This is a genomic window from Pikeienuella piscinae, assembly GCF_011044155.1.
Lineage (GTDB): Bacteria > Pseudomonadota > Alphaproteobacteria > Rhodobacterales > Rhodobacteraceae > Pikeienuella > Pikeienuella piscinae.
In genome coordinates this window covers 2,904,240-2,923,028 of the sequence record NZ_CP049056.1, presented here as the reverse complement: position 1 = coordinate 2,923,028, position 18,789 = coordinate 2,904,240, and the positions used below count along the sequence as shown (strand labels likewise).

The 18,789-nt window shown below is 68.2% G+C and carries 16 protein-coding genes; 10 read left to right on the top strand and 6 right to left on the bottom strand.

Annotation, left to right across the window (positions count from 1 at the left end; translation table 11 throughout):
* Positions 1-42: 42 nt before the first annotated feature.
* Positions 43-264, top strand: coding sequence for a DUF1127 domain-containing protein (locus G5B40_RS13855; protein WP_165099719.1), 222 nt, complete (start codon positions 43-45; stop codon positions 262-264).
* 150 nt (positions 265-414) lie between these two features.
* Here G5B40_RS13855 and thpR read toward each other — a convergent pair whose 3' ends face one another.
* On the bottom strand, positions 415-969 hold the full coding sequence (thpR, locus tag G5B40_RS13850; RefSeq protein ID WP_165099717.1) for an RNA 2',3'-cyclic phosphodiesterase: 555 nt from the start codon (positions 967-969) through the stop codon (positions 415-417).
* A 3-nt stretch (positions 970-972) separates the two neighbouring features.
* On the bottom strand, positions 973-1,629 hold the full coding sequence (locus G5B40_RS13845; protein WP_246209523.1) for an arylesterase: 657 nt from the start codon (positions 1,627-1,629) through the stop codon (positions 973-975).
* Between the two features lie 27 nt (positions 1,630-1,656).
* Between G5B40_RS13845 and G5B40_RS13840 the strand changes: the two genes are divergently transcribed.
* The 5 genes from G5B40_RS13840 to G5B40_RS13820 all read left to right on the top strand — a co-directional run bounded on the left by G5B40_RS13840 (position 1,657) and on the right by G5B40_RS13820 (position 9,175).
* Complete coding sequence (locus G5B40_RS13840) at positions 1,657-2,349, top strand: ABC transporter ATP-binding protein (RefSeq protein WP_165099715.1); 693 nt, start codon at positions 1,657-1,659, stop codon at positions 2,347-2,349.
* The gene (locus tag G5B40_RS13835; protein WP_165099713.1) at positions 2,346-4,895 is read left to right on the top strand and encodes an ABC transporter permease; all 2,550 of its coding nucleotides are present in this window, start codon (positions 2,346-2,348) and stop codon (positions 4,893-4,895) included. The genes G5B40_RS13840 and G5B40_RS13835 overlap by 4 nt, the downstream gene beginning before the upstream one ends.
* Positions 4,896-4,998: 103 nt before the next feature.
* Entirely contained in the window at positions 4,999-5,769 is a 771-nt protein-coding gene (locus G5B40_RS13830; RefSeq protein WP_165099710.1) for a Bax inhibitor-1/YccA family protein, read from the top strand.
* Positions 5,770-5,924: 155 nt separating this feature from the next.
* Positions 5,925-7,427 (top strand): oligosaccharide flippase family protein, encoded by a 1,503-nt coding sequence (locus tag G5B40_RS13825; RefSeq protein ID WP_165099707.1) that lies wholly within the window; start codon positions 5,925-5,927, stop codon positions 7,425-7,427.
* Between the two features lie 119 nt (positions 7,428-7,546).
* Positions 7,547-9,175 (top strand): long-chain-fatty-acid--CoA ligase, encoded by a 1,629-nt coding sequence (locus G5B40_RS13820; protein WP_165099704.1) that lies wholly within the window; start codon positions 7,547-7,549, stop codon positions 9,173-9,175.
* A 6-nt stretch (positions 9,176-9,181) separates the two neighbouring features.
* Here the strand turns inward: G5B40_RS13820 and G5B40_RS13815 are convergent, their stop codons facing one another.
* Positions 9,182-10,489 carry an adenylate/guanylate cyclase domain-containing protein gene (locus G5B40_RS13815; RefSeq protein ID WP_165099702.1) on the bottom strand — a complete coding sequence of 436 codons (1,308 nt, stop codon included), beginning with the start codon at positions 10,487-10,489 and terminating at the stop codon, positions 9,182-9,184.
* Positions 10,490-10,622: 133 nt separating this feature from the next.
* Here G5B40_RS13815 and G5B40_RS13810 point away from each other — a divergent pair, with 133 nt between their 5' ends.
* Positions 10,623-11,933 (top strand): DUF898 family protein, encoded by a 1,311-nt coding sequence (locus G5B40_RS13810; protein WP_165099700.1) that lies wholly within the window; start codon positions 10,623-10,625, stop codon positions 11,931-11,933.
* Complete coding sequence (locus G5B40_RS13805; protein ID WP_165099698.1) at positions 11,933-13,048, top strand: M48 family metallopeptidase; 1,116 nt, start codon at positions 11,933-11,935, stop codon at positions 13,046-13,048. The genes G5B40_RS13810 and G5B40_RS13805 overlap by 1 nt, the downstream gene beginning before the upstream one ends.
* A 3-nt stretch (positions 13,049-13,051) precedes the next feature.
* On the opposite strand, the gene G5B40_RS13800 is transcribed toward G5B40_RS13805, so the two are convergent.
* Complete coding sequence (locus tag G5B40_RS13800; protein ID WP_165099696.1) at positions 13,052-13,978, bottom strand: MBL fold metallo-hydrolase; 927 nt, start codon at positions 13,976-13,978, stop codon at positions 13,052-13,054.
* Positions 13,979-14,040: 62 nt separating this feature from the next.
* On the opposite strand from G5B40_RS13800, the gene G5B40_RS13795 reads away from it, so the two are divergent.
* Both G5B40_RS13795 and G5B40_RS13790 read left to right on the top strand, forming a co-directional pair.
* Positions 14,041-15,366 (top strand): ATP-binding protein, encoded by a 1,326-nt coding sequence (locus tag G5B40_RS13795; protein WP_165099694.1) that lies wholly within the window; start codon positions 14,041-14,043, stop codon positions 15,364-15,366.
* A gap of 95 nt (positions 15,367-15,461) precedes the next feature.
* Positions 15,462-16,046, top strand: coding sequence for a VOC family protein (locus G5B40_RS13790; protein WP_165099692.1), 585 nt, complete (start codon positions 15,462-15,464; stop codon positions 16,044-16,046).
* Between the two features lie 605 nt (positions 16,047-16,651).
* On the opposite strand, the gene G5B40_RS13785 is transcribed toward G5B40_RS13790, so the two are convergent.
* Positions 16,652-17,446, bottom strand: a complete 795-nt coding sequence (locus tag G5B40_RS13785; RefSeq protein WP_165099689.1) for a cytochrome c1 — start codon at positions 17,444-17,446, stop codon at positions 16,652-16,654.
* A 17-nt stretch (positions 17,447-17,463) separates the two neighbouring features.
* Positions 17,464-18,780: a cytochrome b gene (locus G5B40_RS13780; RefSeq protein WP_165099686.1), complete on the bottom strand. Its 1,317-nt coding sequence runs from the start codon at positions 18,778-18,780 to the stop codon at positions 17,464-17,466.
* Between the last annotated feature and the right edge of the window lie 9 nt (positions 18,781-18,789).

Here is an 18,789-nt window from a genome sequence, read left to right as displayed (position 1 = left end):
TGTTTCGGGTGATTATCATCCGATATAATGATGGAGGACATGATGGCTTTCCTGACTGGCGTCTCCACCGAGCCACAGCGCTTCCAGGTGGCTCTCGGGGTCCGCGCGGCGCTGCGGAAGATAATTCTCTGGCTTTCGGTCGCGCGCGAGCGCCGCGAACTCGCCGGGCTCGCCTATCATCGGCTCGACGATATCGGCGTCGCGCCCAAGGCCGCAGACAGCGAAGCGAAGCGCCCGTTCTGGGCGGTTCGCAAACGCGCCTGAGCCGAAACTCCGGGGATTGTCCCGGCCGCGTCGCGGGACGGCGACGCGGCCTTCGCGCAAGCGATCCATATGGCGCGCCGCGAGGGAGGCCCGTCGCACGGAGGACCTTCATGCGCGCTTCGCTCTCTTCAGGGCGCGCGCCGGCCGGTCTCACCTGCGCCCGGCCGGCGCCGCCAGGCCATAGCGCGCGACCTCATCGTAGACCGGCGCGACCCGGCCCAGAGTAGAGCGATAGAGCCTGAAATCGCGCACCGGAACCGGCCCGGCGAAGAACCCCGCCCCGCCAGCCAGCCAGCGCGCGACGCGGCCCGCCGGCATCTCGCCCGGTTTCAGCCGCTTCAACGTGACATGCGGCGCATAGCGTTCGGCCGGCATAGCCACGCCCGCATCGCGCGCGGCCTGGGCGACCCTGTCATGCAGATGAAACAATGCGGGCGACGCGCCGACCCCGGCGTAGAGAAGCCGCGGACGCGCGCCGCCGAACGCCCCGACACCGTCGAACGTCAGATCGAATTCCGGCGCGCGGACGCCACCGAGCGCCGCGTGAAGGTCTTCCGCCCGCGCGCCGTCCAACTCGCCGAAGAACGCTAGGGAGAGGTGAAGATTCTCCCATGCCGTCAGCCGACCGGAGGGAAGCCCTGCCTGCAACGCGACGAGCCGGTCGCGCAGCTTGTCCGGCGGCGCGATGGCGGCGAAAAGGCGCATCGCTCACTCCGCCCCGCGCGTCCGCTCGATCAGCGCCAGCGCCAGCGGGCCGAACCGCGCCACCAGCCTCTCGACGCCTGCGGCGTTCGGATGAATGCCGTCCGGCTGGAAAAGCTCCGGCGAGCCGACCAGCCCCTCCAGAAAGAACGGATCGTAGATCGCGTCATGCGCGGCGGCGAGTTCCGGATATATCGCGTCGAAAGCCGCCTTGTAGTCCGGCCCGTAGTTCAACGGCGCGCGCATCCCGGTCAGCAGGACCGGCAGCCCGCGCGCCGCCGCCTCTGTCAGGATGGAGTCGAGATTGGCGCGGCTCTCCGCCGGGTCGATGGCGCGCAGAAGATCGTTCCCACCCAGCTCGACGATCAGCGCGTCGGCCTCGCCCTCCGGGCCGAGCGACCAGGCGAGCCGCGCCAGCCCGCCCGCCGTGGTGTCGCCGCTGACCCCGGCGTTCACCACCACCGCGTCCGGCGCGCCGTTGGCGTGCAGCCAGGCCTCAAGACGGGGGACGAACCCGTCCTCTTCCGGCAGACCGTAGCCATGCGTCAGGCTGTCGCCGAGCGCGACGATCCGGACCTCCGCGACCGCGCCGCCAGCCGCGAAGAGAATGACCACCGCCGCCAGCCTCGCCTTGCGCATCAGGGTCATAACGCCATATCGCATTGCAACAGCCCTCTTTGGATTGGTTTCATGACCGCGTTCTCCCTCAAAGATGTGCATCTGACGCTGAACGCCAAGGCCGGGCGCGTCGATATCCTGCGCGGCGTCGATCTTGCGGTCGAATCCGGGCAGTCGGTCGGCGTGGTCGGCCCCTCCGGCTCCGGCAAGTCGTCGCTCCTGATGATCATGGCCGGACTGGAGCGCGCGACGGCGGGCGAGGTGCTGGCGCTCGGCCATGACCTGACGGCGATGGGCGAGGATGCGCTGGCCGGGTTCCGGCGCGGGAACATGGGCGTCGTATTCCAGAGCTTTCACCTGATTCCGACCATGACAGCGCTGGAGAATGTCTCCGCGCCGCTGGAACTAGCCGGCGTGAAGGACGCCTTCGCGCGGGCGAAGGCGGAGCTGAAGGCGATGGGGCTGGAAGGGCGCGAAGATCATTACCCGGCGCAGCTTTCCGGCGGCGAGCAGCAGCGAGTCGCGCTCGCCCGCGCCTCGGCGCCCCGGCCGAAGATCGTTCTCGCCGACGAGCCGACCGGCAATCTCGACAGCGCCACCGGCGCCGCCATCGTCGACGCGCTCTTCGATCTGCAGAAGCGCCATGGCGCGACGCTGGTTCTCGTCACGCACGCCCCGGCGCTGGCGGCGCTCTGCGACCGGGTGATCCGGATCGAGGACGGGCGCGCGCGGGAGACGCCGGAGGCGGCCCGGGACGCGGCATGAGCCCGGCGCTCGCCTTCCGTTTCGCGCTCCGCGAGATGCGCGGCGGGCTGAGGGGCTTCCGGATCTTTCTCGCCTGCCTCGCGCTCGGCGTCGCGGCGGTCGCGGCGGTCGGCTCGGTCAGGACCGCGATCGAGACCGGGCTCGCCGAACAGGGCCGTGCGATCCTCGGGGGCGATGCGGAGTTGCGCCTGACCTACCGGCGCGCGACCGAGGAAGAGCGGGCGACCGCCTTCGACGTCGCTGAAAGAACCTCCGAGATCGTCGATTTCCGCTCCATGGCTGTGGCGAAGAGCCGGATCAGCGGCGAGATCGAGCGCGGGCTGACCCAGCTGAAGGGCGTCGACGCCAATTATCCGCTCTATGGCGAGGTCGGCCTCTCGCCCGAGATGACCCTCACCCAGGCGCTGGAGGAGCGCGAGGGGCTCCCTGGTCTGGTCATGGAGCGGGCGCTGATCGACCGCATGGGGCTCGCAATCGGTGACGAGGTGCGGCTAGGAACCGCCAGCTTCACGCTCCGCGCCGCGCTCGCCGTAGAGCCGGACGGGGTCTCCGCCGGGTTCGGGCTCGGCCCGCGCACCATCGTCGCGACCGATGCGCTGGAGGGCTCCGGCCTGCTCGGCGAAGGCTCGTTCTTCGAAAGCGCGCTCCGGCTCCAACTGCCCCCCGGCGCCGATCTCGAAGCGCTGAAGACCCGGTTCGAGGCCGAGCCGGGCGGCTGGCGCTGGCGCGACAGCCGCAACGGCGCGCCGGGGCTGAAGCGCTTCGTCGAGCGGATCGCGGCGTTTCTCGTTCTCGTCGGCCTCGCGGCGCTGGCGGTCGGCGGCGTCGGAATCGCGTCGGCGGTGCGCGCCTATCTCGGCGAAAAGACCGCGACCATCGCCACGCTCAAGACAATCGGCGCGCCCTCCGGCGGCGTTTTCATGATCTACCTCATGCAGATCGGCATGCTGACGCTGGTCGGAATAATTATCGGCCTCGCCCTCGGCGCCGGGCTGCCGGCGCTGATCGGCCCGTTGTTCGCCGCCGCGCTGCCGGTGCCGGCGCTTTTCGCGGTCTATCCCGTTCCGCTGACGGAGGCGGCGATCTACGGCGCGCTCACCGCCTTTCTCTTCGCTCTCTGGCCGCTGGCGCGGGTGCGGGAGGTCCGCGCGGCGGCACTCTTCCGCGACATCGCGACCCCCGCGCGAGGCCGGCGGCGGATCGGCGATCTTGTGGCGCTCGGCGCGCTTCTCCTCGCGCTGATCGCCGCCGCACTGGTCTTTTCCGGCGCGCCGATGCTCGCCGGCTGGTTCATCGCCGGCGTCGCCGGCGCGCTTGCGACGCTCTGGCTGGTGGCGAAACTGGTCGCGCGCCTCGCCGCCGGCGCCGCGCGCGGCCGGCTGCCGCGCGGGCGCCCCGCGCTCCGCCTCGCGCTCGCGGCTGTCGGCGGGCCGGGGGGCGAGACGACGAGCGCCGCGCTCTCGCTCGGCCTCGGACTCACCGTGCTGGCGGCGATCGGCCAGATCGATTTCAACATGCGCAACGTGATCGACGAGCAATTGCCGGAGCGGAGCCCGGCCTATTTCTTCATCGACATCCAGAACACGCAGCTTGACGGATTTCTGGAGACCGCGCGCGCCGTTCCCGGCGTCGGCGAGATCGACACCGCGCCGATGCTGCGCGGGGTGATCACCCATCTCGCCGGCGTCCCGGCGGCGGAGGCGCGCGAAACGGTCGATCCCGGCGGCGCCTGGGTCCTGCGCGGCGATCGCGGCGTCTCCTACGCCTCCCGCCCGCCCGACGGCGCCGTGATCACGCAAGGGGCGTGGTGGCCGGAGGCCTATTCCGGGCCGCCGCTGGTTTCCTTTTCGGCCGAGGAAGGCGCGGAGCTTGGCCTGAAGCTCGGCGACACGATCGGCGTCAGCGTTCTCGGGCGCGAACTGACCCTGACCGTCGCCAACTTCCGCGAGATCGACTGGCGCGGCATGGGCATCAATTTCCTGATGATCCTCGACCCGCACGCCATGGCCGGCGCGCCCCACACCCATATCGCCACCGTCGACGCGACCGAGGCGGCTGAGGCCCCGCTGGTGCGCGCTGTCGGCGCCGGTTTCCCGAACGTCACCGCGATCCGGGTGCGGGACGCGATCGAGCGTGTTTCCGCCGGGCTGGCCGATATCGCCGCCGCGTCGCGCTGGGCGGCGGGGGCGGTGCTGCTGACCGGGCTCGTCGTCCTCATCGGCGCGGCGGCGGCGGGTGAGCGGGCGCGGGCCTATGAGGCCGCGATCCTGAAGGTGCTGGGGGCCAGCCGGACGCAGATTCTCAGCAGTTTCGCGCTCCGCGCCTTGCTGGTCGGGGCCGCCGCGGGGCTGGTCGCCATCGGCTTCGGCGCGGCGGCGGCCTGGGGCGTCGTCACCTATGTGCTCGAAGGTTCGTTCCGGCTCGATCCCACCTCTGCGATCGGCGTCGTCGCAGGCGGCGCGCTCGCCGCGCTCCTCGCCGGGCTGACCTTCGCCTGGCGGCCACTCTCGCGCCGGCCGGCGCAGGTGCTGCGCGCGCAGGAGTAATGCTTGAAATATCAGTCTTGCGCACCGATATTCCCATTGGGTGGATTCCGTTGGCGACAGCGGGGTTCGAGTGACGCAAAAAAACGGAGAGGACACAGCTAATATGGCTGACTACCAGACGGCAATCAGGCGCGACCGCGTCGCTGGCGCGGACATCGACATCGGGCTGCGCGCCTACATGAACAAGGTCTACTCGCTGATGGCCGTCGCAATGGCGATCACCGGCGTCGTGGCCTATGTCTTCGGCAACGATCTCTTCGCGGTGATGCGCGGACAGGAGACGATGCTGGTGCCCGAGGGCGTCATCGTCGCGCTCTTCAACTCACCGTTGAAATGGGCGGTGATGTTCGCGCCCCTCCTCTTCGTCTTCGGCCTCGCGGCGGCGATCAACAAGATGAGCGCATCGACAGCGCAGACCGTCTTCTGGGTCTTCGCCGGGGTGATGGGCCTTTCGATCTCATCGATCTTCGCACTTTATACCGGCGTCTCGATCGCGACGACCTTCTTCGTGACCGCGATCGCCTTCCTTGGGCTCAGCCTTTACGGCTACACGACGAAGCGCGATCTTTCCGGCATGGGCGCGTTCCTCGTCATGGGCGTGATCGGGCTGATCGTGGCGATGGTGGTGAACATCTTCCTCGCCTCCTCGGCGCTGCAGTTCGCGATCTCGGTGATCGGCGTGCTGATCTTCGCCGGGCTGACCGCCTTCGACACCCAGCGGTTGAAGAACGAATATGTGCATTACAGCCAGATGGGCGCGGAGGGCGCTGCCTATCTCTCGAAGGGCGCGATCATGGGGGCGCTCAGCCTCTATCTGAACTTCCTCAACATGTTCATGTTCCTTCTGCAGTTCATGGGCGCCGCGCGCGAGTGACCTGAACGAAGAACCGAAGGACGATGCGGGCCGGGGCGAAAGCTCCGGCCCTTTTTCATTTGCGCGGGCGACCGGCCGGGCCGGGCTGGCGCCATCCGGTTCCCGGCGGTATCAGACGGAGAGGCCTCCACCGCCAACGACAACGGGAACCGCATATGGCACTGCCGGACTGGGCGCGCAGCACGGCCCCCGATGGCCGGTTCTCGGCGGCGCGCGGCGGCATCGGACGCGGCCTGTCGCTGAACATGCTTTCGGCGGTTTTTCAGCTCCTCGGCGCGGTGCTCAGCACCGTCATCCTCTCGCGCATCCTTCTGGCGGAGGATTTCGGCGTCTACGGCATGATCATGCCTTTCGTCGCGGTCCTCCTGCTCGTCGTCGATGGCGGCTCGGTCTACTACATGCTGCGCAGCGAGCAGGTGGTGGAGCGCGAGGCCGACGGGCTCTTCTGGTATGCGCTCGCCTGTGGCGCGGCGGGCGCCTGCCTTCTGCTGATCGCGTCGCCCGGAATCGCCTGGGCGATGAACGAGGAGCGGCTGGTCGGCGCCGGCGCCGTCGCCGCCTGCGCGCTGCTGTTCTCCGGGCTCGGCTCGCAGCACGGCGCGCTGATGATGCGATGCTTTCGCAACGATCTCAGGGCGCTGGCGATCATCGGCGGGGTCGTCGCCGGCGTCGGGCTCGGCCTCGCGCTCGCGGTCGCCGGTCTCGGCTACTGGGCGCTGATCGCGCTGCTGACCGTCCGGATCGGCGCGACCAGCCTGCTCTATATCGGGCTCTCCGGCTGGCGGCCCGGCCGTCCGAAATGGGATGGCGCGCTGCTGGCGGACATCGTCCGCCTGGCGCGCCCGACGCTGGCCGGGCGTGTCGTGCTCGCGGTGGTGCGCGAAAGCGACAAGATCATCGTCGGCCTGCTCTACTCCACCGCGTCGGCGGGGTTCTACGCATTCGCGCAGATGCTCTCCGTCATGCCGCTTCTCCAGATCGTGTCCCCGACCCTCACCGTCGTCCTGCCCTGGCTGAGCGAGATCAAGTCCGACCGTGACGAGGTATTCCGCCGGTTCTGGGATCTCCTCTGCATCTTCACCTACGTGTTCCTCGCTCCTGCGCTTTTCGCCTCTCTCTTCGCCGGCGCGCTCTTCGCGCTCGTGCTCGGGGCGGAAATGCAGCCGTCTGCGGCGCCGTTCCGGATTCTCATCGTCTCGGCGGTCGCCGGCATGGCCTTCGCATTCGCCGGCATTTCGTTCCAGGTCATGGACCGCCCCGACATCACCGAGCGCCAGCACTATCGCATGGCGCTCATCTTCGCGCTCTGCTACGCGCTCGCCGCGCTCGACTCGCGGTTCGAAACCATCGCGATCGCCACGCTCGTCGGCAACACGGCCGCGTTGGCGCTGCGTCTCAGGGCCTGCATCATCTTTTACGAAGCCGCCGCCGCCGCCGCGGTGAAGCGGCTGGCGAAGGCGCTTCTGGCCAGCGCCGCGCCGGCGCTGCTCGTTCTCCTCTTCGCCAGCGCAGTCGAGCCAGGGGCGATCACCGGCGGCGTGACCGGCGATCTCTTCATCCACGCCGCGCTCTTCACCGCGATCTACGCCGCGCTCGGCTTCCGGCTATTCGCGATCGACCCGCGGCAGATTGTCCGCCGTTTGCGCGCACGGCGGTGAGCGCCGAGAACCGGCCTGCGACTTTCGTCGCCGCTGGCGGCCGAAACCGCCTGCGCGCCCTTTCATGCGCCGGATTCGCTGCTAATCTCAGTATAGAAAAAACGAATGGAGAAAACGCAATGCGCGACCTGATGCAGCACTGGGAGATGCGCGTCTCGCACATCATCGACCACGCCGCGAAATATCATCCGAACCGCCCGATCATTTCGCGCTCGGTCGAAGGGCCGATCGAAACGACGAACTGGGCGGGCATTCACGAGGGCGCGCGCAAGACAGCGCAGGCGCTCACCGCCTCCGGGCTGAAGCCGGGCGAGGCGGTCGGCGTCATGGCATGGAACACCGCGCGCCATCTCAAGGTCTGGTACGGCGTCTCCGGAGCCGGCTGCGTGCTCCATACGCTCAACCCGCGGCTCTCCGCCGACCAACTGGTCTATATCATCAACCATGCCGAGGACCGGATGCTGATGGTCGATCCCGACCTCGCGCCGGTCATCGCCGCCATCGCCGACCGGCTGGAGACGGTGAAGCAATACGTCATCCTGACCGACCGCGCGCACATGCCTGACCATCTGCCGGGCGCGCTCTGCTATGAGGAATGGATCGGCGCCGAGGACGGCGATTTCGCATGGGTGGAGGGCGACGAGCGCGAAGCCTGCGGCATCTGCTACACCTCCGGCACCACCGGCAACCCGAAGGGCGTCGTCTACACGCATCGCTCCAACATGCTGCACGCGCTGGCCGCCTCGGCGCCGGACTGCGTCAACCTCTCGTCGCGCGACGTGCTGATGCCGGTCGTGCCGCTCTTTCACGCCAATGGCTGGTCGCTCGCCTACACGGCGCCGATGAACGGCGCGGCCATGGTGATGCCGGGCCGCGACATGACCCCGGCCGCGCTCTACGAGATGCTTGAGCATGGCGTCACCCTGACCGCCGCGGTCCCGACGATCTGGCTCGGCATGCTGCGCTACCTGAAGGAAGGCGGGAAAAGCTTCTCCACGCTCAAGCGCGTGGTGATCGGCGGCTCCTCCTGCCCGCGCGCGGTGATCGAGGCGTTCCAGAACGATTACGGCGTGCAGGTTCTTCACGCCTGGGGCATGACGGAGACTTCACCACTCGGCAGCACCGGCTCCCTCAAGCCGGAGGTGGCGTCGCTGGACGACGAGGCCAAGCTCGACATCCAGTGCACGGTCGGGCACCCGCCCTTCACCGTCGATCTGAAGATTACCGACGATTCCGGCGAAGAGCTGCCGTGGGACGGCGCTGGCCAGGGCAAGCTCTGGGTCCGCGGCCCCGGCGTCGTCCGGCGCTACCTGAAAGCGGAGAAGGACGCGGCTGAACCGGATGGCTGGTTCGACACCGGCGACGTCGCGACGATGGACGCCAACGCCTATGTGCGCATCACCGACCGCTCCAAGGACGTCATCAAGTCGGGCGGCGAGTGGATCAGCTCCATCGACATGGAGAACGCCGCCGTCGGCCATCCCGGCGTCGCGGAGGCCGCCGCGGTCGGCGTCCCGCATCCGAAATGGGATGAGAGGCCGATCCTCGTCTGCGTCAAGGCGCCGGGCGAGAACCCGGACCCGGAAGACATCATCGAACTCGCGTCCAAGGGTCTCGCGAAATGGCAGCGTCCGGACGACGTGCTCTTCGTTGACGAACTGCCGCACACCGCGACCGGCAAGATCTCCAAACTCCATCTCCGCCAGCGGCTGAAGGAGATGGACTACAAGCTGCCGGAATTCCGCTGAACCCGGTCAGGGCTGGTCGATCGCCCAGACGGTCACCGGCTTTTCCCGGCCCTGGATCGGGCGCGGGCCGATCAGCCTCAGCCCCGCCGGCCGGCCCGCGGCCGCCACCGCCTGGTCGCTGACCGCGGCGCCGACTCCGAGTTCACGCGTCATCGTCTCCAGCCGGGCCGCGACATTGACGGCGTCGCCGATCACCGCGAGCTCCATGCGGCGCGCGGAGCCGACATCGCCGACCACGACCGGTCCGAAATGCAGGCCGACCGAGATCCGCGCCGGCTCGCCGCCGCGGCGGTTCCGTTCCGCCGCGGCGGCGAGGATCCCGCGAGCGCATTCCACGGCGCGCACAGCGGCCTCGCGGCCGTCCTCCCCGTCCCGCCGGACGGCGCCGAAGCTCGCCATCGCGCCGTCGCCGATGAACTTGTCGAGGACGCCCCCCTGGGCGAAGACCTGAGCCTCGATCAACGCCTGAACCTCGCGCAAAAGGGCGACGACCTCATGCGGCGCGCGCTGTTCGGCGATGCGGGAGAAGCCGACAATGTCGGCGAAGAGGATCGCCGCCTCCGTCTCGCGCTCCGCGCCGAAAGGCGCATCCCTGTCGGCGAGCGACTCGATCATTTCGGCGGGAAGATAGCGCGAGAGATTGGCCGCCCGGCGCTCCTGCGCGGCCTCGCGCATCGCGAGGCGCAGCGAAGCCGCCACCGCCACCGCAAGCAGGATGGAGGTGATGAAGAAGATCGCCAGCCCCTGGAATTGCACCCCGAGATCGAGGTGATGCGGATTAGCGGCGTTGGCGAGCGCCCGTATCGCTGCGTCGTCGGGGCCTCCCGGCTCCTCGAGGGTGACGGCCTCGCCCCGGGCCAGCCAGACGAGACCGACGCTCCAGAACGCGACGCCACAGAGCCCGCCCCAGACCAGCAGCGAGGGGCGCAGCGAGATCGCCAGGCTTGCGAGGATCACGTAGAAGTAATCGAAACTATCGAAGCGGAGGAAGAAGACGTCCGGCAGACCCTCCCGCGCGCCGGGGGCGGGAACGATCAGCGTGAAGGTCAGCAGCGCGAAATCGAGGGCGGCGAACGCGTAGGCGCGCCAGGCGCCCTCCCAACGCGAGCGGCTGACCGCGTAATTCGCCCAGCCTGTGATGGCGAAGCATGAGATCAACGAGAAATAATAGGACCAGGAGGCGGGCGGGTTGACCGCAGCCACGACGCCGATGATCCCAACCAGCGCGACGGTCCGGGCGACGGTGATCCATCTCAGCCGGCGCGCGTCCTCGGCGGCGAAAGTGCTGGCCTGGGTTGGCGCGGGCTCGGTCACGTCTTCGTCACCTGCGTTTTCCGGCACTCTAGCCCGGCGTTCCGGGGATGCAAGGCGCGCGCCGGATTGCGCCCCCACCATGCCCGCCATATGGTCGCCCGCATATTGTGGAAGGGCTCGAGGCGCAGCGAAGATGACATTCACGGGCCAGGCCGCCCAGCCGCACGGCGACGCGCCGTCAGGGGGGGCGCGCGTGGCTGAGCCGGTTCGCCCGGAATATTCCGGCGCCCGGCTGAGCCTCTTCCTGATCGCGCTGACGCGGATGATCGTCACGATTCTCACGTTCGGGATCGGCCGCTTCTGGATGATCACCCGCCTCAGGCGTTATTACTGGTCATCGGTGGTGATCGATGGCGCGCCGCTCGAATATACCGGGCGGGCCGGTGAGAAGCTGATCGGCTTTCTCGTCGCGGTGGTGATTCTCGCGGTCTATCTCCTGGTGGTGAATTTGGCGCTCGCCTTCGTCGGGCTCTCCTGGTTCCAGGGCAATCCGCTGGCGTTGCAGCTTCCCTTTCTCGCCCTCTTGCCGCTGATCTTCTGGGCTCGTTACCGGGCCCGGCGCTATATCCTCGCCCGAACCCGCTGGCGCGGCATCCGCTTCGGGCTGGCGCCGGGGGCCTGGGGTTACGCCGCACGCGCGCTGTTCTGGTGGGCGGCGACGGTGCTCACGCTCGGTTTTCTCTATCCGCTGAAGCAGATGATGCTCGCCCGCTACACGACCGACCGGAGCTTCTACGGCGATCTCCGCTTCGAGCAGCGGGGCGGCTGGGGGCCGCTCCTCCTGAGCTGGCTCTGGTTCTGGGCGCCACTGGCGTTGGCCGTCGGTCTCATCGCCTCCGCCCTCGCCGGGTTCGAATTCGACCGGATCTCCGGTGAGAGGGAGGTTTTCTCCTTCGCCGCCGGGATCGCCGGGGGGCCCGGGCTCCTCATCCTCACCGCCTTCTGGCTGGTTTTCGCATTCATCCGGCACCGGGTTTTCAGCTTCCGCTATCTCAACAGCGGCAAGGTGCTTGACGGGCGCGCCTCGGCGAATGTGACGCTCAGCGTCTGGTCGGTGATCGGCATCTACGTTCTCGCCGGGCTGGTGATCGGGATCGGCGTCGGACTGACCGCATTGGTCTTCACGGTGATCGGTTTCGGCCTGCTCGCCGCCGGACCCGAGCCGACGGACCTGTTCGACGTGCTCGGGAGCGGTGAGATTCCCGCGCTCTCCGGGCTGATCGCGCTCGCAATCTCCGGGTTGGTCTACCTGCCGGTGATCGCGGTCTTTTCCGCTCTCAGGCACGCCTTCATCAGCCACCCGCTCATCGCCGCGACGGCGAAAACCATCCGCTTCCACGATCTCGGGGCGGCCAGCCGCGCGCGGCAGCGCCGCCATGACGAGCAGGCGGAGGCCGGCGGTTTCGCCGACGCGCTCGGCGCCGATATCGGCGGGGCGTTCTGATGGCGGCCCCGGTCAAATACGACCTGCTCGAAGCTCCGGGCCGCTATTTCGACGGCCGGACCGCGGCGGCCCGCGACGTGGTGGTGAAGTTCGGCGACGCCTCGCTCATTCTGATGACGCATGAGGACATGCCGATCACCCACTGGTCGCTGGCCGGGCTCCGCGACCTCGGGGCGGGGGCCGGCGCGCTCTCGCTGACGCCCGACTACGAGAGCGACGAGCGGCTGGTGCTGGACGACCCCGACATGGTCGCGGCGATTCGCCAGGTCTGCCCGGCGCTCGGGTTGCCGCGTCCGGTTTCACGCTCGCGCTGGCGGCGGGCGATTGTCTGGGCGGCGGCCGCGCTCGGTTCGGTCTACGTGATCGTGTTCCACCTCGCACCGGCGCTTTCAGACCGGATGGCCGCGCTCATCCCGCCCGAGGCCGAGATCGCGATGGGCGAAGAGATGGCGACGCAGTTCGCCATGATTCTCTCCAAGGGCGAGCCGCGATTCTGCGCTGGCGGCGCCGGCGGCCGGGCGCTGGCGACGCTGACGGCCCGACTGGAGGGCGCCGCCGACGCGCATCTGCCGCTCACCGTGCGGGTGCTCGATCATCCTATGGTCAACGCCTTCGCCCTTCCCGGCGGTCAGATCATCCTTTTTCGCGGCCTGCTGCGAAATGCCGACAGCCCGGAGGCGCTGGCCGGCGTCCTTGCGCATGAGATCGGCCATGTCGCCGCCCGCGACCCGACCCGGCTGACGCTCCGATCGGCGGGAACCGCGGGAATGATCGGGCTGCTTCTCGGCGATTTCACCGGTGCGACGGTCACGGTGGCGCTTTCCGAGGCGCTTCTGCGTTCCGGCTATCAGCGCGAGGCGGAGGCCGCGGCCGACGACTACGCCGCGAAGCTGCTCGCCGCCGAAGGGTTGCCGACCGCGCCGCTCGCAGGGTTCTTCCGGAAGCTGAAGGGCGAGAAGGGCGACGGCGCGCCGGCGCTCTCGCATCTCTCGTCGCATCCCGATCTCGACGGCCGCGCGGCGGAGATGCGGGCCGCCGACACCATCGGCGACGCACCCTATGAGCCGGCGCTCTCCGATCAGGACTGGGTCGCGCTGCGCAATATCTGCCGCTGACGCTCAGGTCAGATGATAGCGCGCATCCGGAGCGATCGCGCCCTCGGCCTCCGCCCGCCCCTCCGCGACCAGGCCGAGAAGATGCGCGAAGACATTGCGCGCCGCCGCGCCGTGAAGGCGCGGATCGATATCGGTGTAGATCGCGGCGGTCAGCGCCGCCGGCGTCGCCGCGCCATCGGCGGCCAGCGCCGCGACGATCTGCGCCTCGCGGCCCCGCCGATGATCGACCTGATGCGCGATCATCGCCGCCGGGTCGTCCACCGGGTGGCCATGGCCGGGCCAGAACACCCTGTCGCCGCGCGCCGCCATCCGCGCCATCGACGCCATGAAGCCAGCCATGTCTCCTTCCGGCGGCGAGACCAGCGTCGTCGCCCAGCCCATCACCAGATCGCCGGTGAAGACACCCCCCGATCCCAGTTCGAACGCCAGATGATTCGAAAGATGCCCCGGAGTGTGGATCGCCGTCAGCCGCGCGCCGCCGATATCCAGCGCCGCGCCGTCAGCCATCGTCTCGTCTGGCGTGAAATCCCGGTCCGCGCCTTCGCCACCGCCGAACGCGGCGCCCGAGGCCGCCAGTTCGGCCATCATCGCGCTGGTTCCGGCGCCGTGCCGGCCGAACCCGTAGGTCGGCGCGCCGGTCGCCGCTTTCAGCGCGGCCGCGCCCGGCGAATGGTCGATATGGGTATGGGTGACGAGGATCGCGCCGACCTTCTCCCCCGGCGCCAGTGCGCCGAGAAGCGCCTTCAGATGGTCAGGTGAGACCGGGCCCGGATCGATCACCGCGACATCGCCCTCGCCGACGATATAGCTCTGCGTCCCGGTGAAGGTCATCGGCGAGGGATTCGGCGCCGTCACCCGGCGCACCTGTGGCGCCAGACGCACGGCGCCGCCGTATTCGACGTCCGGGTTGCGGTTGAAAGGGTCGTCCATGAGCGCTCACGATTGCGGAGGGCGCTTCGCGCGCCTAGGCTTTCACCGTCGCGAGGACGGACATGATCTTCAAGAGATACTTTCCGCGCAGTCTCTTCGGCCGTGCGCTGATCATCTTTGTCGCGCCTGTGATCCTGTTGCAGGCGGTCGTCGCCTACGTGTTCATCCAGCGCCATTTCGACGGCGCGACCGCACAAATGGCGCGCGCCGTCGCGAAGGAGCTGAACTACGCCGTCGACCTCGTCGAACGGACCGATGACCCGGTCATCGCGCAATCGACCCTGGACGAGCTGATCGACCCCCTGGGCATGAAGTTCGGCCTCGTGGAGGGCGCGATCGTCGAGCCTGCGGCGATCCGCGACTTCTACGACATTCCCGGCGGCGCGGTGGAGGAGGCGTTCAAACGCGAGGTTCATCGCCCGCTGGCGCTCGATCTGGTCTCCGACGCGAAGGTGATCGACGCTCGGGTGCAGACGGCGAAGGGCGTTTTAAGGGTGCTCATTCCGCGCGACCGGATGATCTCGTCCAACCCGGAATACCTGCTCTTCTGGATGTTCGGCACCGCGGCCGCGCTGATGGCGGTGGCGGTTTTCTTCCTCCGCCGGCAGATCCAGCCGATCCGCGCCCTCGCCGCCGCCGCCGACGATTTCGGCAAGGGGCGCGACACGCCCTTCCGGCCGCGCGGCGCCGAAGAAGTGCGCCGCGCCGGCGCCGCCTTTCTCGACATGAAGGTCCGGCTGGAACGGCAGATCGAACAGCGCACGAAAATGCTCTCCGGCGTCAGCCACGACCTGAAGACGCCGCTGACCCGGATGAAGCTGGCGCTCGCCATGCTGCCCCCGGACGCGGAAGTGCGCGAGCTTCAACGGGATGTCGACGAAATGGAGCGGATGCTGGGCGAGTTCCTCGCCTTCGCGCGGGGCGAGCAGGGGGAAGAGATCTCCGCCGTCGACCCGGTGGAGATCGCCGAGGAAGTGGCGGCCGACGCGCGGCGGCGCGGGGCGACCGTCTCGGTCCTCTCCACGGTCGATACGCCCGGCGACGCGACCGCGCCGCTGAAACGCATGGCGGTGAAACGCGCGCTCGGCAATCTTGTCGGCAACGCCGTGGAGTTCGGCGACCGAATCGACATCTCGACGCGGGTGACGCGCAAATTCATCGAGTTCACCGTCGAGGATGACGGCCCCGGCATTCCGGAAGCCGCGCGCGAGGCGGCGTTCCGCCCGTTCGAACGGCTGGACGCGGCGCGCAATCAGGACAAGGGCGGCGGCGTCGGCCTCGGCCTCTCCATCGCGCTCGACATCGCGCGTGGCCACGGCGGCGAGTTGTCGCTCCATGAGAGCGAGCGTCTTGGCGGGTTGAAGGCGCGGTTCCGCGCTCCGCGCTGAGCGCCGCCGCGCCGATTTGACGCTGGCCGCCGGGGGCGACGAAGGCCACCATCTGCGGCGCCGCGCCACGAGCGGGCGCACGAAAGGAGGGAGCGATGCGAAAGCTTCAGGTTCAGGGCGTTCATCACATCACCATCACCGGGGCCGACAGGCGGACCTCGATCGATTTCTGGGAGGGCGTCCTCGGCATGCCGTTCCTCTTCGAGCAGCCGAATCTCGACAATCCTGACGAAGGCCATCTCTACTTCGATCCCGGCGACGGCCGGCTGATCACCGTCTTCACCAATGAAGGGCGGAAAGCGGATACGCGTCCGCCTCCGGCCAGGCCCGGACATGTCCATCATCTCGCCTTCGCCGTCAGCCGCTCCACATTCGCGCAAGCCGTCGAGCGGCTCGACGAACGCGGAATCGCGCATTCCGGCCCGAAAGACCGGGGCTTCATGGACTCGATCTATTTCAGGGAGCCGCTCGGGCTCCTGATCGAGCTCGCCTGCTACCGGTTCGAGCCGCCCGCAGGCGCGTCCCATGCCGATGTCCTGCATGAGGCGCACCGAATCCGGGTCGAGCGTCAGGACCGGGCCATCGGAGACACGCATCTCGTCGACGCCATCGAACGGCTCGTCGAACACGGGCGGAGTTCGCTTTCCTCCGACCGCGCGCCGCGTAACCCCTATGCCTGAGCCTGGACCGCCGTTGCGCGATTTCGCATGGCGGCGGAATCCGGCCGCAAGCGCATTTTCCTCGATGAGAAGAACGGAACGCCCGATGTTCCCGACCTCATCGCCCACGACGGGTTGCCGTCGCTGCCGGGCGGCATCACCGAACCCGTAACGGATGGCGGCTTCGGCGTCGTAACCAATCTCGCGCACGCGCCGGTCTTGAGGGGCGCTCTCCCCCGCTCCGAAGCGCCTACGGCGCGGCGCGAGCATGGAACGGCCCGCAGGGTTTCTCAAGATACGGCGCCGGCGCGCATTTCACAGGCGGGCCGCTCTACGGCGTCGCGGCGGGAACCGGACTCGCGGTAAGGGAGTCTCGCCTCGGCGGTCGGGAGTTCGCACGTCGCGATATCAACGCCAGCCAGTTCGGGATGCTCGGCGCGTGGTATCGTTTCAACAGAAGCAGTTTCTCCGTCGGCCCCACGGCCGGCTCATTCGCAACGAGAGCGAACAGGGCCGCCGGCGGGCCGTTCCCGCGGCAGGCCGCGCGATCCGGCGCGCCAGGAAAAGCGAAAGCCGCGCCGGGTCATCCCGGCGCGGCTTTCTGGTCTGTGAAACGGCGTGTCGGCTCAGCTTTCCTTGCGCTTCACCGGGGCCCAGATTTTCTTGTTGGTGAAATAGAACAGCACCAGCAGCAGGATCAGGAAGCCGATATTGCGAAAACCCGCCTGTTTCCGCTCGGTCATCTTCGGCTCGGCCGTCCACATCAGGAATGCGGCGACATCCTGCGACATCTGCTCGACGGACGCTTCCGTCCCGTCCTGATACTCGACCAGCCCGGCGGAAAGCGGGGGCGTCATCTGCAGATACCCACCCGGAAACGCGTGGTTCTCGTAGAGGATTGCGCCAGCTTCCTCCTTCTCCTCGCCGGTATAGCCGGTGAGGATGGCGTGGATGTATTCGGGGCCGCCGCCGCCCTTGAGGAGCTGATTGATCCCGAGCCCGGCCGGCCCGTGAAACCCTGCGCGCGCCTTCGCCATCAGGCTGAGATCGGGGGCCCCGACGGTGTCGTTCGCCGGAAAATTGTCGGACGGCTTGCCCGGCCGCGTGTCGCCGGGGTCGCCCTCCTCGTCGGCGACGTCGTAGCTCGCCGCGATCGCCTTCTGCTGGACTTCGGGATAGCCGGGGCCGGACTCCTCGCCAAGCGAGCGGAAGGAAACGAATTTCAGCCCGTGGCAGGCCGAGCAGACCTCGTAGTAGACCTGAAATCCACGCTGAAGCTGCGCGGCGTCATAGGTGCCGAACGGCCCTTCGAAGCTGAAGTCGATGTCCTCGACATGACCGCCGTCGCCGGCCGCGAACGCCGGCGTCGCGAGCGCCAGGGCGGCGGCGGTCGCGACCGTGGCGGAGAGAACATGTTTCATGGCTTTCATTCCCTCTCTCACTCGGCCGGGCTGGGCTGCGCGCCGGGCGCCCCGCCGGCCTTTGGCGGATAATGCGCGTCGAAATCCGCCTCGATCGTCGCTGGCTGCGGGTTCGGCTTCTCGGTGATGCCGAGGACCGGCAGGATCACCAGAAAATAGCCGAACCAGTAGACCGTGCCGATCAGCGACAGGAGCGGCACGATCCCCTCCGCCGGCTGCCCGCCGGCCCACATCAGCACCAGGAAATCGATGACGAGGACGACGAACGCCCAGCGGAACATCGGCCGGTAGCGGCCCGAACGCACGCGGCTGGTGTCGAGCCACGGAACCAGCGCCATCACCGCGATCGACCCGAACATCAGCAGGACGCCGGCGAGCTTGGCGGGGATGATCCAGAAGAGATCGAAGGTGATCGCCCGAAGGATCGCGTAGAATGGCAGGAAATACCATTCGGGCACGATATGCGCCGGCGTCACCAGCGGATTCGCCTCAATATAGTTGTCGGCATGGCCGAGGAAGTTCGGCATGAAGAAGACGAAGATCGAAGCGAAGATCAGGAAGGCGATCAGCGCCAGCACGTCCTTGATCACGAAATAGGGCCAGAAGGGCAGCGTGTCCTTCTTCGCCTCGTCGATCGATCCGCGCCGCACCTCAACCCCGGTCGGATTGTTGTTGCCGGTGGTGTGGAACGCCCAGATATGGACGATCACCAGCCCGGCGATCACGAAGGGCAGCAGATAGTGCAGCGAGAAGAAGCGTGTCAGCGTCGCATTATCGACCGCCGGGCCGCCGAGCAGCCAGGTCTGGATCGGCTCGCCGATCAGCGGCAGCGCGCCGAAGAGCCCGGTGATGACCGTCGCGCCCCAGAACGACATCTGCCCCCAGGGCAGCACATAGCCCATGAACGCGGTCGCCATCATCGCCAGGTAGATTAGGATGCCGATGATCCAGGTGATCTCCCGCGGGGCCTTGTAGGAGCCGTAATAGAGCCCCCGGAAGATATGCATGTAGACCGCGAGGAAGAACATCGACGCGCCGTTCGCATGGAGATACCGCAGGAGCCAACCGCCGTTCACGTCGCGCATGATGTGCTCGACAGAGGCGAAAGCGAGCGTGGTGTCGGGCGTATAGTGCATCACCAGGGTGATGCCGGTCACGATCTGAACCGCCAGGAAGAACGTGAGCACGATGCCCCAGATCCACATCCAGTTCAGGTTCTTCGGCGTCGGGATGAAAAGCGTCGAATGCAGGATGCCGATAAACGGTAGCCTGCTTTCGATCCATTTTTCCGCGCCCGATTTCGGCTCGTAGGGTTCGTGAGGAATGCCGCTCATATCAGATCT

Coding starts and splice junctions, on each gene's coding strand:
- G5B40_RS13855 (WP_165099719.1), top strand. CDS start 43: ATGGCTTTCCTGACTGGCGTCTCCACCGAGCCACAGCGCTTCCAGGTG.
- thpR (WP_165099717.1), bottom strand. CDS start 969: ATGCGCCTTTTCGCCGCCATCGCGCCGCCGGACAAGCTGCGCGACCGG.
- G5B40_RS13845 (WP_246209523.1), bottom strand. CDS start 1,629: ATGCGATATGGCGTTATGACCCTGATGCGCAAGGCGAGGCTGGCGGCG.
- G5B40_RS13840 (WP_165099715.1), top strand. CDS start 1,657: ATGACCGCGTTCTCCCTCAAAGATGTGCATCTGACGCTGAACGCCAAG.
- G5B40_RS13835 (WP_165099713.1), top strand. CDS start 2,346: ATGAGCCCGGCGCTCGCCTTCCGTTTCGCGCTCCGCGAGATGCGCGGC.
- G5B40_RS13830 (WP_165099710.1), top strand. CDS start 4,999: ATGGCTGACTACCAGACGGCAATCAGGCGCGACCGCGTCGCTGGCGCG.
- G5B40_RS13825 (WP_165099707.1), top strand. CDS start 5,925: ATGGCACTGCCGGACTGGGCGCGCAGCACGGCCCCCGATGGCCGGTTC.
- G5B40_RS13820 (WP_165099704.1), top strand. CDS start 7,547: ATGCGCGACCTGATGCAGCACTGGGAGATGCGCGTCTCGCACATCATC.
- G5B40_RS13810 (WP_165099700.1), top strand. CDS start 10,623: ATGACATTCACGGGCCAGGCCGCCCAGCCGCACGGCGACGCGCCGTCA.
- G5B40_RS13805 (WP_165099698.1), top strand. CDS start 11,933: ATGGCGGCCCCGGTCAAATACGACCTGCTCGAAGCTCCGGGCCGCTAT.
- G5B40_RS13800 (WP_165099696.1), bottom strand. CDS start 13,978: ATGGACGACCCTTTCAACCGCAACCCGGACGTCGAATACGGCGGCGCC.
- G5B40_RS13795 (WP_165099694.1), top strand. CDS start 14,041: ATGATCTTCAAGAGATACTTTCCGCGCAGTCTCTTCGGCCGTGCGCTG.
- G5B40_RS13790 (WP_165099692.1), top strand. CDS start 15,462: ATGCGAAAGCTTCAGGTTCAGGGCGTTCATCACATCACCATCACCGGG.
- G5B40_RS13785 (WP_165099689.1), bottom strand. CDS start 17,446: ATGAAACATGTTCTCTCCGCCACGGTCGCGACCGCCGCCGCCCTGGCG.
- G5B40_RS13780 (WP_165099686.1), bottom strand. CDS start 18,780: ATGAGCGGCATTCCTCACGAACCCTACGAGCCGAAATCGGGCGCGGAA.